This window comes from Bradyrhizobium sp. CCBAU 11434 (assembly GCF_028128895.1).
Classification (GTDB): Bacteria; Pseudomonadota; Alphaproteobacteria; order Rhizobiales; family Xanthobacteraceae; genus Bradyrhizobium; species Bradyrhizobium zhengyangense.
Window position 1 is genome coordinate 253,517 of sequence record NZ_LBJX01000002.1, and the last position, 13,631, is coordinate 267,147.

10 protein-coding genes are annotated in these 13,631 nt (G+C 64.3%); 9 read left to right on the forward strand and 1 reads right to left on the reverse strand.

Annotated elements, in window-relative coordinates; genetic code table 11:
* Positions 1–13 precede the first annotated feature (13 nt).
* From msrB to XI06_RS03405, 8 genes are all read left to right on the forward strand, one after another.
* The gene (msrB, locus tag XI06_RS03370) at positions 14–526 is read left to right on the forward strand and encodes a peptide-methionine (R)-S-oxide reductase MsrB (RefSeq protein WP_237864956.1); all 513 of its coding nucleotides are present in this window, start codon (positions 14–16) and stop codon (positions 524–526) included.
* 190 nt (positions 527–716) lie between these two features.
* Positions 717–2,969 carry a flagellar hook-basal body complex protein gene (locus XI06_RS03375; RefSeq protein ID WP_237864955.1) on the forward strand — a complete coding sequence of 751 codons (2,253 nt, stop codon included), beginning with the start codon at positions 717–719 and terminating at the stop codon, positions 2,967–2,969.
* Positions 2,970–3,003: 34 nt separating this feature from the next.
* Entirely contained in the window at positions 3,004–4,884 is a 1,881-nt protein-coding gene (gene flgK, locus XI06_RS03380) for a flagellar hook-associated protein FlgK (RefSeq protein ID WP_237864954.1), read from the forward strand.
* Between the two features lie 18 nt (positions 4,885–4,902).
* Entirely contained in the window at positions 4,903–7,302 is a 2,400-nt protein-coding gene (locus XI06_RS03385) for a beta strand repeat-containing protein (protein WP_237873179.1), read from the forward strand.
* A 70-nt stretch (positions 7,303–7,372) separates the two neighbouring features.
* On the forward strand, positions 7,373–8,152 hold the full coding sequence (locus tag XI06_RS03390) for a hypothetical protein (RefSeq protein ID WP_237873178.1): 780 nt from the start codon (positions 7,373–7,375) through the stop codon (positions 8,150–8,152).
* Positions 8,153–8,162: 10 nt separating this feature from the next.
* Positions 8,163–9,710 (forward strand): hypothetical protein, encoded by a 1,548-nt coding sequence (locus XI06_RS03395; protein ID WP_237873177.1) that lies wholly within the window; start codon positions 8,163–8,165, stop codon positions 9,708–9,710.
* Between the two features lie 16 nt (positions 9,711–9,726).
* Positions 9,727–10,974 carry an ATP-grasp domain-containing protein gene (locus XI06_RS03400; RefSeq protein WP_237864950.1) on the forward strand — a complete coding sequence of 416 codons (1,248 nt, stop codon included), beginning with the start codon at positions 9,727–9,729 and terminating at the stop codon, positions 10,972–10,974.
* Positions 10,971–12,473: a pyridoxal phosphate-dependent decarboxylase family protein gene (locus XI06_RS03405; RefSeq protein ID WP_237873176.1), complete on the forward strand. Its 1,503-nt coding sequence runs from the start codon at positions 10,971–10,973 to the stop codon at positions 12,471–12,473. The genes XI06_RS03400 and XI06_RS03405 overlap by 4 nt, the downstream gene beginning before the upstream one ends.
* Positions 12,474–12,544: 71 nt before the next feature.
* Here the strand turns inward: XI06_RS03405 and flbT are convergent, their stop codons facing one another.
* Complete coding sequence (gene flbT, locus XI06_RS03410) at positions 12,545–12,970, reverse strand: flagellar biosynthesis repressor FlbT (RefSeq protein WP_237864948.1); 426 nt, start codon at positions 12,968–12,970, stop codon at positions 12,545–12,547.
* A gap of 320 nt (positions 12,971–13,290) precedes the next feature.
* Here flbT and XI06_RS03415 point away from each other — a divergent pair.
* On the forward strand, positions 13,291–13,631 hold a 341-nt coding region (locus XI06_RS03415), incomplete at its 3' end, for a flagellin N-terminal helical domain-containing protein (protein ID WP_442869406.1).

The following is a 13,631-nucleotide window of genomic DNA, read 5'->3' on the forward strand; positions in this document are numbered from 1 at the left end:
CACGGAGAATGAGATGTTTGACCGCCGCATCCTGCTAACGACTGTCGCCGGCCTGTTTGGCCTTTCGGCCTTCCGCTGGCTGAGAGCAACGCCGGCCGAGGCCGGAGAGAAGGCCGCGCAAAAGTTCGAGATCGAGAAGACCGACGCCGAGTGGCGGGCGCAGTTGACGCCGCAGCAATATGAGATCTTGCGCAAGGAAGGCACCGAGCGCCCGGGCTCGAGCCCGCTGCTGAACGAGCACCGCAAGGGCACTTTCGCCTGCGCCGGCTGCGACCTGCCGCTGTTTACGTCCGAGACCAAATTCGAGAGCGGCACCGGTTGGCCGAGCTTCTACCAGCCGATCGAGGGCAATGTCGGCAAGACCGAGGACCGCACCTTCGGCATGGTGCGCACCGAGGTGCACTGCCGGCGCTGCGGCGGCCATCTCGGCCACGTCTTCGACGACGGTCCGAAGCCGACCGGCCTGCGCTATTGCATCGACGGTTTCGGGCTGGTTTTCCACCCGGCGACACCGTCGGCGACGTGAGGTCTTATTGACGAGTTTCCCCGGCAATTGTTGCCGGTCCGGCAAATATGCCCCGGTCCATCGGCTGGGGCATATTTATTTAAGTGATTGATTTCATGGGAATACCCGCGTTGGCACAGGCCTTGCGGCGTCTCCTCCGACTGCGGCCACGGGTCTGCCGGCCGCCGAGATCGGATTTGGAGACAAAGTTATGGGTATCTTCGATGCAATGAACACCTCGGTGGGTGGCCTGCAGGCGCAGTCCTACGCGCTTCAGAACATCTCGGGCAATATCGCGAACTCATCCACCACCGGTTACAAGGGCATCGGGACCAGCTTCGTCGATCTCATTCCCGACGCCTCGGTGCCGAGCAAGCAGGTCGCGGGCGGCGTGACTGCCAATGCCAAGGCCACCATCACCACCCAGGGCACGATCTCGTCCTCCACCGTCGCTACCAACATGGCGATCACCGGTGACGGCTTCTTCTCGATCCAGAAGGCGACCAGCGTCGTCGACAACTTGCCGCAGTTCAGCGGCGTCACCTATTACACAAGGCGCGGCGACTTCCAGCTCAATTCCAACGGCAACCTCGTCAATGGCGCCGGCTACTATTTGATGGGCGTCACGGTCGACCCGAAGACCGGCAACCCGCAGGGCAACGTTGCGACCGTCCTGAAATTCCAAAACAACTTCATCCCGGCTCAGGCCACCACCTCGATCCAGTACGCCGCGAACCTGCCATCCGTGCCGAACACGGTGGCGAGCTCGACTGCTGCGACCGGCACGCTACTGGCGGCCGGAGGACTGAACCCGTCGGACTTCCAGGCCAACCCGTTGCCGGTCGGCACGCCGCCCGCGCCCTATACCAGCGCGACCGTGTCAGGTGCAGCCGCAACCGGCAATATCCGCTCGCCCTACTCGTCGACGACGGGGACAGGCACGGTTGCGCTCCAGAACAATTCAGCCGCGGTGGCCTCGACCTCCACGTCCCTCGACAACTCGGTGGGCACCCATCTCGCCTCCAGCATCCTCACCGCGCTGAGCGGCCAGACGCTGACCATTAACGGCAACACCATCACCTTTAACGGCGGCACCACCGTCACGACGGCCGGCAGCAACACCACGATCGGTCTCGGCGCGGGCACGTCGGCGACGGTTCAGAGCATCCTTACCGCGATTCAAACCGCGGGTGGCGCCGGTGTTACAGCATCGCTGAACGCCACGGGCAACATCCAGATCTCGACGGGTACCGGCACCGACGTGGCGGTCGGCAGCGGTACGGCGGCCACCGCGCTTGGCCTCAGCACCGTGACGCGCGGCGGCAACGTGCTGTCCTCTCCCGCTATCACCGGCGCGACTGTGCTGAGCGGCGCCGCGACGGCCGGCGGCGCCGAAGTGCTCACATCAGGGTTTGCTGCGAACGACACCATCACGGTCGACGGTCAGACACTGACCTTCATGGCGTCGGGCGCGTCCGGCCCGAACCAGATCAACGTCACCGACAACATTACGACCCTGCTCGGCAAGATTGATGCTCTTTCCGGTGCGTCGGGATCATCGATCAGCGCCGGTGGCGTGATCACGCTGAACACCGGCACCGTTTCGAACCTGTCGGTGTCGAGCTCCAACAGCGCGGCCTTCGCCGCGCTCGGCTTCACCTCGACCATCACCAAGAACCGCGACGGTGGCGGCACCGCCGGCACCGGCGGCGTGATCGGCAACGACATCGCCACCTTCACAAAGGAATCGATCAGCGGCGGCGCGGTGACCGCCTACAATGCCGCCGGCACGCCGGTGAATCTGCAATTGCGCTGGGCCAAGACCGACAGTGCGTCGCTGGGCGCGGGTCATTCCGATAGCTGGAACCTGTTCTACCAGACCGACCCGAATGCGACCGGTACGACGGTCGGCTGGGTCAACACCGGGCAGGCCTTTACCTTCGCTGCCGACGGCTCGCTGACCTCGCCGAGTGGCTCCGGCATCACCATCAACAACGTCAGCGTCGGCGGTCAGTCGCTCGGCTCGGTCGCCTTCAACATCTCCTCTGGCGGCCTGACGCAATATGCCAGCACCAGCGGTGCGGTGACGATCAACACCATCACGCAAAACGGCTACGCCGCCGGCCAGCTCCGCTCGGTCGCCGTCAACAACAACGGTCTCGTGGTCGGGACCTTCTCCAACGGCCAGAACCTCGACCTCGCCCAGGTGTCGCTGTCGCATTTCAACGGGACCAACTACCTCAAGGCGCTTGACGGGGGCGCCTACGCTGCGACCGACCAGTCCGGACCTGCGATCGATGGCGCCTCGGGCACCATCAGCGGTTCGTCGCTGGAGGGATCCAACACCGACATCGCCGACGAATTCACCAAGCTGATCGTGACCCAGCAGGCCTATTCGGCCAACACCAAGGTGATCACGACGGCGAATTCGATGGTCCAGGATCTCCTCAACGTGTTGCGCTGACCGGCGCGTAACGTAACCAAAGGCGGCAAGTAACATGGGTTTGAGTTCAGCCCTTGCCAGTGCGATGAGCGGTCTGCGTGCCAACCAGGCTGCGCTCTCGATCGTCTCGTCGAACGTCGCAAATTCGCAGACGCCGGGTTACGTCGCCCAGACGCCGAACCAGATCGAAGTCACCACCGGTGACTTCGGCTCGACGGCCAAGACGACAGGCGTCAGCCGCGACATCGACAGCTATGTGCAGAACCAGCTGCGCACCGAGACCGGCGGCAGCGGTTATGCCGACCAGATGGCCAACATTCTGAAGCAGCTTCAGAGTGTCTACGGCACGCCCGGCAACAGCGGCACGCTCGAAAACGCGCTGAACGATTTCACCTCTTCGCTGCAGGCGCTCTCCACCAGCGCAGGCTCCTCGTCGGCGCAGCGCGTTGCGCTCGGCGCCGCGCAAGCGCTGGCGACGCAGCTCAACCTCACCACCAAGGGCATCCAGTCGCTGCGCTCGAACGTCGAGCAGGATCTCGGCACCTCGTCGCAAGCTGCGAACGCGGCATTGAACCAGATCGCCGACATCAACACCAAGCTGCAGGGCCTGGCGCCGACGGATCCGTCCGCGGCAACCCTGATGGATCAGCGCGACCAGGCCATCAACAGCCTGTCGAAATATGTCGACGTCCGCGTCACCACCGACGGGTCGAACCAGGCCAACATCTACACCACGACAGGCATCCAGCTGGTCGGCGCGGGGCTCGCCTCGCAATTCTCCTTCGCGTCCGCAGGCGCGCTGAGTGCGACTTCGCTCTACAACATCGATCCAACCAAGTCCGGCGTTGGCGCGCTCACCATCAAGCTGCCGAACGGCTCGTCCATAGACGTCGCCGGCAACAACGTCGTGTCCTCCGGCCAGATCGCGGCCGATCTGAAGCTGCGCGACCAGACGCTGGTTCAGGCGCAGAACCAGGTCGACCAGCTCGCCGCGACGATGTCGAGCGCGATGTCGGACAAGACCACGGCGGGCACCCCCGTCTCCGGTCCGCCCGCTGGCTTCGACATCGATCTCGCCGGCGCGCAGCCGGGCAACACCGTCAACATCACCTATATCGACTCCACCAACACCCAGCGCCAGGTCACGCTGGTGAATGTGACCGATCCGACGGCGTTGCCGCTGCCGAACGGCACCAATGCCAATCCGGTGCAGATCGGCCTAAATTTTTCAGGCGGCATGGGCGCGATCGCGGCGGCGCTCAATACCGCGCTGCCGGGCTCGCATTTGTCGTTCTCCCCGGCGCCGTCGCCCGCCACGGCGACGACGCTGCGCGTCACCGACGACAACAGCGGCCTCGCCAAGGTCACTGCGGCGTCGAGCAGCAAGACGGTCTCCTCGCTGACCTCGGGCGGCCCGCAGCTGCCGCTGTTCACCGATGGCGGCCAGGCACTCTACACCGGCGCGATCACGGGATCCGGCTCGCAGATGACCGGCCTTGCCGGCCGCATCGCCGTGAACACGCAGCTCACCGCCGACCCGACCAGGCTGTCGATCTACAGCACCTCGCCGGTGACGCCCACGGGCGACACGACGCGCTCGGACTATCTCTACTCGCAGCTCACCACTGCGGTGTATTCCTATTCGCCGCAGACCGGTCTCGGCTCAGCGAGCCAGCCGTTCACCGGCAGCGTCTCGAACTTCCTCCAGCAGTTCCTGAGCGTGCAGGCCAACGCCTCGACCCAGGCGACCCAGCTCCAGCAGGGCCAGAGCGTCGTGGTCTCGACGCTGCAGGCCAAGTTCAATTCGACCTCCAGCGTCAACCTGGACTCGGAGATGTCGAACCTGATCCAACTTCAGAATGCCTATGCCGCCAACGCGCACGTAATGTCGGTGGTGCAGAGCATGATGAACACGTTGCTCCAGGCTCAAGGGTAATCAGTAGGGCTCTGAAACATGTCGATCAGCAGCATTAATTACGGCTCGTCAGTCCTCGGCGCGCAGATCCGCAACATCAACCAGCAGCTCACCGACCTGTCGACGCAGCTCTCGACCGGCAAGCTGTCGCAGAACTATTCCGGCATGGGCACCAACGAAGGCTTTGCGATCGCCTCGCGCGCGCAGCTTTCGAATATCGCCGCCTATACCGACACGATCACCAACGTCAACGTCAACATCAACCTCGCCAACACCGCGCTGCAGTCGCTGACGACGATCCGCAATACGGTGCAGACCGGCTCCGCCGGCACCTCGCAGGATCTCAACGTCAACGGCCAGACGATCGCGCAGAACACCGCCGCCGCCCAGTTCGGCTCGATGGTCGGCGTCCTCAACACGCAGTCGGGCAACCGCTATCTGTTCTCCGGCACCGCCTACAACACGCAATCGGTGGCCGATGCCGGCGACATCATCAACGGCACCACCACGCAGGCGGGCCTGAAGACCGTCATGGCCGAACGCCAGGCCGCCGACCTCGGCACCAACGGTATGGGGCGGCTGGTGCAGTCGACGTTGCCATCAGGCGCGATACAGGTGCAGGAGGATTCGCCAACGTCGCCGTTCGGCCTGAAGATCGCGGCGGTGTCCTCGACGCTGACGGGTGCGACCGTGACCGGCCCGAGTGGCTCGCCGGTGGCGTTCTCGGTCAATCTCAATGGCGTCAATCCGAACAATGGCGACAAGCTCAGCGTGCAGTTCACGCTGCCTGACGGCTCGACCGAGCAGATAAACCTGACCGCGTCGACTGCGACACCGACGCCGGTCGGCAGCTTTGCGATCGATCCCGGCAATCCCAACATCATTCCACCGGTTCCCTCCAACCCGGCCATCACCTCGGCGAACCTCAACACCGCGCTGAACACTGCGATCACGAAGCTCGCCAACACCTCGCTGGTGGCGGCGTCGGCCGTTGCCGCCGGCGACAATTTCTTCAATAGGGTGGGATCAGCCACCGCGAATGTGGCGGCCACCGGCAATCTGATCTCGGCCTATACCTCGACGACCGGGACGGGCTCGGTCGCGTTGCAGGACAGCGCATTGGCGCCTGCGTCTGCGACCACGTCGCTCGATCCTTCGGCGACACCCCATCTCAACGGAACCACTCTCAACGCGCTCGCCAACGCTCCGACCGGTACCACCCTGACCATCACCGGCGCGAGCGGCGCCCACACGATCACCTTCAACCCGACCGTCACCACTGTCACGACGGCCAGCGGCAATACTACGATCGGATTGGCTTCGGGCAGCGCCGCGAAGGTGTCTGATATCTTGAATGCGATCGCGACGGCAGCCGGCGTTCCCTCCGCCAACGTGACTCTGAGCGCCAGCGGCAATATCCAGATCGCGACCGGCACCGGCACCGACGTGACGGTCACCGCCGGCGCGGCGGCCACGGCGCTCGGTCTCAGCAGCGTGACGCGTGGCGGCAACGTGTCGTCGACGCCTCCGATCACCGGTTCAACGGTGCTCAGCGGCACGGCGACCACGGGCGGCCCGGAAGTCCTTTCAACGGCGTTCCAGGCGGGGTCGGCGGGTCCACCTGCCGTTAGCCCCGATACGATTACGGTGAATGGTCAGACGCTGACTTTTGTCGCCTCGGGCGCCACCGGCCCAAACCAGATCAACATTACCGACAATGTCACAACTCTGCTTGGCAAGATCGATCAGATCACCGGCACCACGAAGCCGTCGACCATCCATGGCGGCGTGATCACGATCAACACGGACGATCCCGGGAGCCTCAACATCACGAGCTCGAACAGTACGGCGTTCGCGGCGCTCGGCTTCACGACCTCCCCGGTCACGGCGGCAAAGGCTCCGCTGCGCGTCGGCTCTTCGCCCCTCGGCTCGGCGACGACGCTGGTGAATGGCTCGGCCAATACAGTGAAATGGTACACTGGAAATGACGGGCCGGGCTCCGCGCGTTCGACCGCGGTGGCGCGGGTCGACGATTCCGTCACGGTGCAATATGGCGCGCAGGCCGACGAGAACGCGATCCGCAGCCAGTTGCAGGCGATCGCGGTGTTCGGCACGTTCTCGACCTCGCCGACCGGGCAGTACTCGGGCGCGCAAGTGGCCGCGCTGAGCCTGCGCACCACGCAGGCGCTGACGCCGCAGGCCGGGCAACAGAAGATCGAGGATATCCAGACCGACATCGCGATGGCCCAGAACACGATGAAGGACGCCTCCACGCGCCAGACCCAGGCCAAGGCGCAACTCCAGACCATCGTCGATCAGGCGGAATCGGCATCGCCCGACCAGGTCGCGAGCGAGATCTTGTCGCTCCAGAACGCGCTGCAGGCGTCCTACCAGACTACCGCCAACCTCGCGCAGCTCTCGCTGGTCAAGTACCTGTAACGGCGCATTAAGGCGCCGTTAACCATGCCTCTTTACCTCTTGGAGAGGATTTGAGCGGGCGGAGCCGTCGATGTCGGACAAGATGCAATTGGTGGTCGCGACGCCCTGCTTCGGCGGCCAGGTGTCGAGCATTTACGCGAGCTCGATCTTCGCGCTCCAGCGCGCCGTGCATGGCATGTCCAATCTCGCCCTCAAGGTGCACTTGCGCGACGGCGATGCGCTGATCACGCGCGCACGGGCCAATCTTGTCGCGATGTTCTTGGACGACCCGAACGCCACGCATTTTCTATTCATCGACGCCGATATCGGCTTCAAGCCCGAGCAGGTGTTCCGGCTGATCGAATGCGGCGCGGACGTCGTCGCCGGCTGCTATCCGATCAAGCGCGTCAACTGGGACAAGGCGAGGAGGGCGATCCAGGCCGGCCGGACCGACGTGACGGCGGCCTCGCTCGACTACGTACTCGAGATCGAGGACCCCGATCGCATTGTGGTCGTCAACGGCTTTACCCGGGTGCGCTATGCCGGCACCGGCTTCCTGATGATCCGCCGTCAGGCGCTGGAGGCGATGTGCCGGCATCCGGACTATGCCAATCTGCAATTCTTCCGCGAGCATTCGCACGACACGCTGGCTGCGAGCCCGAACCGGTTCGCGCTGTTCGAATGCATGATCGATCCGGCGACCGGCACTTACCTCTCCGAGGACTTCGCCTTCTGCAAACGCTGGACCGATATCGGTGGCGAGATCTGGGCCGACATCCAGAGCTCGCTCGACCATGTCGGTCCCTCGGTGTTCCACGGCGACATCGCCTCGCAATTCGCGCCGGCCCCTGCGGCGGCCGACGCGGCGTGAGCCTGTCGGGATGAGCATCGGCGCATCCCGCCCGTTAGAGCGCGCATCCCAGGGCGGCTCGCGCTATCGTCTGCGCGATCTGTTCACGCCGCTGGATACGCTGCTCGCCTATGGCTGCGCGCCGTCGCCTGAACCCGAAATCTGGAATTTCGCCTCCTCGACGGCGTCGACGATCTCGCAGCCCGCCTATGACCGCGCCGCGCTGGCGCGCGAAGAACTGGTCCACAAATCGCTGTTCGACGAGATCGAGATCGCCTTCGACCGGCGTTGCGAGGACATGCGCGAGGAGCTGCGCGGTCACTTCCAGCTTCCGCCTCGCGTCGACGTCGTGTTCTCGCCCTCGGGCACGGATTCCCAGCTCCACGCTCTGTTCCTTGCCCACGCGGTGCTCGGCGCGCCGCCGGTGACGGTCGTGGTCGGTGCCGACCAGACCGGTAGCGGTACGGCGCATACCGCGCGCGGGCGCCATTTCAGCACAGTGACGGCGAGCGGTGTTGCGGTGCGCAAGGATGCTGCGATCGCAGGCCTTGCCGGCGACACGATCGCGGTGCCGCTGCTTGACCGGGCCTTTGGCATGGCGATGCGCTCCGACGCGGACGCAGAGGTCATCCGTGCAATCGAGGCCAGCCTCGCGCAAGGCCGGCGCGTTCTGTTGCACATCATGGATTCGTCAAAGCTCGGCTGGCGTGCACCGAGTGCCGCTTGTCTCGATGAGATCGCGCGGCGCTGGCCGCGCGAGGTTCAGGTCGTCGTCGATGCCTGCCAGGCGCGGCTCGGCCGACGACGACTGCGCTCCTATCTCGATCGCGGTTACATGGTGCTGATGACGGGTTCCAAGTTCTTCGGTGGTCCCGCCTTCAGTGGCGCGTTGCTGCTGCCGAAGGGCCTGTCGCGTGCGCTCGAACGGATTGAAGGGATTGCGCCTGATTTCTTCGACTATGCCGGCCGCTGCGACTGGCCGATGGCGTGGACGGCGCTACGCTCGCGCTTCGAACGCCGACCGAATTTCGGCCAATGGCTGCGCTGGGAAGCGGCGCTGGCCGAGATCGGAAGCTACTACGCCGTGCCCGGCCCGTTCCGCGCGAAGGCGATGGCCGAGCTTGCAGCCGGCATCGACAGCATGATTGCGCTGTCTCCGCCACTGCGCGCCGTCCCGTCACCCGTCGGCACCACTAATGCCGATGATGAAGAATTTATGCAGCGGTCGATCTTTCCGTTCACCCTATTGCGCCACAATAGGCCGGTGTCGATCTCGGATACCAGCACCGTCCATCGCGCGCTTGCTCGCGACATGAACGATGACATCGGCGGCAGCGCGGCGGACCGGCAGGTCGCGGCGCAACGCTGTCTCGTCGGCCAGCCGGTGCGGCTGGAGCAGCCGGACGGCGCGCCGCGGGCCGCGTTGCGGCTATGTGTCGGCGCGCGGCTCGTCACCGACGCCTGGTCGCTCGACGGCGCGCAAGCGCAACGTAATGTGCAGCACATTCTCGATCGCATCGCCCACGTCCTGGTGAAGATCGAGCTGCTGCTTGACCGTACCGCCGCTGTGCCGGCGTAGCCCGTATAGGTGTGAGATGTTGCATCCGCTTGCCGCGCCGAATTATGCCGACCGTATCGGCTTTGCGCATTTGACGCGCCAGGCCTTCGAGGGCGTCGATCTGCACCCGCTGCGCGAGCATCTGCTGGCGCGGATTGCCGAAGGGACGGCGCAGGCCGGCGAGGGCCTCGATCTGTCCCTGATCGCCCAGCTGATGGGAGAGAAGGAAGCCGGCCTCGTGATCCAGTCCGAGGTGCTGTCGTTCCATCAGCTGTTTCGTACGCCCACTGCCGCGCCGAAGCCGGGCCTGCGCGTGCTTGCGCTTGCTGCCGACATCGACATGGGCGGCAACACGCCGATCGAATTCCTGCTCGAAGGCTCCGACATCGAGCTCCTGACCCTCTACGTTACCAAGGCAACCGGGCTGCCGGAAACACTGCCTGAACATGATGTTGCCATCGTGGTCGCATCCGACTCCGAGGAGTGTCGCGAAGCGCTTGCGCTGATCGAAAAGGCCGCGCCACGCTGGCCGCGGCCGCTGCTCAATCGCCCCGAGCTGATCGGCAATCTCGATCGCGACAAATTATTCCGGCTGCTCGCTGATATCCCCGGTCTCGACATTCCCGTGACCGCCCATGCGACCCGTGCACAATTGTCGGCTCTTGCGGAAGGCCGGATTGCCTGCACGGAGATCACAGACGAACTGCACTTCCCGATGATTGCGCGGCCGCGCGGTACGCATGCCGGCGTTGGACTTGCCAAGCTCGATGATTCCGCTGCGCTCGCGGCCTATCTTGCGGAGCGGCGGGAGCAGGACTTCTTCGTGGCGCGTTTCGTCAACTACGCGAGCCCCGACGGCTTCTATCGCAAGATCCGGCTCACCATGGTCGACGGCAAGCCCTATGCCTGCCACATGGCGATCGCCGATCGCTGGGACATCTGGTATCTCAACGCCTACATGGCGTTCAACGAAGAGAAGCGCGCTGAAGAAGCAATCTTCATGCAGGACTTCGATCGCGCCTTCGCCGCGCGACATAGACGCGCGCTCGACGAAATGAGTCGGCGTGTCGGGCTCGATTATTTCATCGTCGATTGCGCCGAGAACCAAGACGGCGAGCTGTTGGTGTTCGAAGCGGACAACACCGCCGTCGTGCACAACATGGATTCGCCGGTCGTGTTTCCGTACAAGCCGCCGCAGATGCGCAAGATCTTTGCCGCATTCACCGCGATGCTGTCGCGGCATGCCAAGGCGGCCGCACAGGCGGACGTCGGGAGCGCAGCATGAACGAGGTCATCCGGAATCAGAAAGCCGGCAGCACCAGCGGATCGCTCGATCCGCAGGACTGGAGCGCGTTTCGCACGCTTGCCCATCGCATGCTGGACGAAGCGATCGACGGCATTGCCAATGTCCGCGCGCGGCCGGTCTGGCAGCCGATCCCCGACGAGGTCCGCGCGGCTGTTCGAACAGACGTGCCGCGCGAGGCAACCGGTCTCGCTGAAGTCTATCGCGAGTTCTCCGAACATGTTGCGCCTTACGCGACCGGCAATGTTCATCCCGGCTTCATGGGCTGGGTGCATGGCGGCGGCACCGCCGTCGGCATGCTCGCGGAGATGCTTGCAGCTGGCCTCAATGCCAATCTCGGCGGACGCGATCACATGCCGATCGAGGTCGAGCGCCAGATTGTCGAGTGGATGCGCGGCCTGTTCGGCTTTCCGCAAGGTGCGAGCGGGATCTTCGTCACCGGCACGTCGATGGCCAATCTGATGGCGGTGCTGGTGGCGCGTACGAATGTGCTTGGCGCGCTGGCGCGGCAGCACGGCATCGGCAGCGACGGCGCGCTGCTTACGGCCTACGCGTCGAAGGCTGCGCATGGCTGCATCTCCCGCGCCATGGACATCGCCGGATTCGGCACCGATGCGCTGCGCAAGATCGATGTCGATGCCGATCATCGCCTCGATGTCGCTGCGCTACGCGCGCGGATCGCAATCGACCGCGCCGTCGGTTTCAAGCCGTTCCTGGTCACTGCGTCGGCCGGCACCGTCGATATCGGTGCGATCGACGATCTCAGGGCGATCGCTGAGTTGTGTCGCGATGAGGGTATCTGGTTTCACGTCGACGGCGCCTTCGGTGCGCTCGCGATCCTGTCGCCCGAGCTCGCGCCATTGCTCGATGGCATCGCGCTTGCGGATTCGATCGCACTCGACTTCCACAAATGGGGGCAGGTGCCTTACGACGCCGGCTTTCTGCTGGTGCGCGACGGCGAACGTCATCGGCAGGCGTTTGCGCAGCCGGCGGCCTATCTGAGCCGGGAGGCGAGGGGGCTTGCGGCCGGCGCTGTCTGGCCTTGCGATCTCGGCCCGGATCTGTCGCGCGGCTTCCGCGCGCTGAAGACGTGGTTCACGCTGAAGACGTTCGGCACCGATCGGCTCGGCGAGGTGATCGCGCGAAGCTGCGCGCTCGCAAGATATCTGGAGACGCGTGTGCTCGCCGAGCCCCGGCTCGAGCTGCTGGCGCCGGTCAATCTCAATATCGTCTGCTTCCGCTACCGTGCCGACGACGCGGTCAATCGCGAAGTCGTCGCCGATGTCCAGGAATCCGGCATCGCCGCGCCGTCGGGCACGATTCTGGACGGCAAGTTCGCGATCCGCGCCGCGATCGTCAATCACCGTACTGCGAAGAGCGATATCGACGCGCTGGTGGCGGCCGTGATCAAATTCGGCATGCAGCGGACCGGCGGATTGATCGAGGTCGAGGCGCCGCCGCTCGCGGCGGAGTGTTCGTAATGGGCTGAAAACGACAACGGCCCCGGAGATGATCCGGGGCCGTTGTCGTTTGCGCGAACTTTTTGCGAAGATCAGGCCGCCGTGCTGACGTGGCCCTCGGGATGCGCAGCGTTGTACTGGTCACGCAGCTTCTCTTCATAGGCGATCAGCTTGCGAGCATCCTTCAGCGCCCTGTAGAGGTCGCCGTTCAGGATGTTGTTGTTGATGCCCTCGATGATCGGCCAGGAGCTCGGTACGGCGGTGACGATGTCGCGCACCAGGTTGAAATAGGTGCCGTGCTGGGTCTGCGGGTCCGGCGAGATGTACATGAGCTGGACCGCGAGATAGACGAGCTTGGCAGGGGTATCGGCGGTCTCGGGCGTGAGGATGTCGCGCTCACGTAGGATCGGCACGTTGTCGCCGTCGATCAGAAGGCGGGCGCGCTGGTCGGTGTTGGTGATGACGCAGTTGCCGACAATGATGCGTTCGTGCGGCCTGAGCTCGACCTTGAGGGCCATTTGCCTGTTCTCCATCAACGCTTTCGTAACCGAAGCGCATGTTGTGGCGGTGCAGGGCGCAATACTCCCTCAACATTAGTTAACGAGTTCTGAATCCCGACCGTCGCCACGAAAAATCTCTATCATATCAATGATGAAATTGCCGGGCGGCGCCCCGCCGCCGCTGCGTAGGCGAGCCGAATCACGCCGCGACTCAGCGAAAGCGCGGGTTTCATTTCATGCTTCGTTAGATTCTCGGAGCCACCGTCCGCCGGTCGCTGGGTCAATCAAGATCCCAGGACGCGTAACAGTAGCGTCGTTTACCAGAAAGGTAACATCCAATGTCCGGTATCGTTCTCTCCGCATCGGTTCGTCAGAACCTGCTCTCCCTCCAGTCCACCGCCGATCTTCTCGCCACCACCCAGAATCGTCTGGCCACCGGCAAGAGTGTCAACTCGGCTCTGGACAACCCCACCAACTTCTTCACCGCCCAGTCGCTCGACAACCGCGCCAGCGACATCAACAACCTGCTCGACAACATCGGTAACGGTGTGCAGGTGCTGCAGGCCGCCAACACCGGCATCACCTCGCTGCAGAAGCTGGTCGACAGCGCCAAGTCGATCGCCAACCAGGCGCTGCAGACCACCGTTGGTTATTCCACCAAGTCCAACGTCTCCACCAC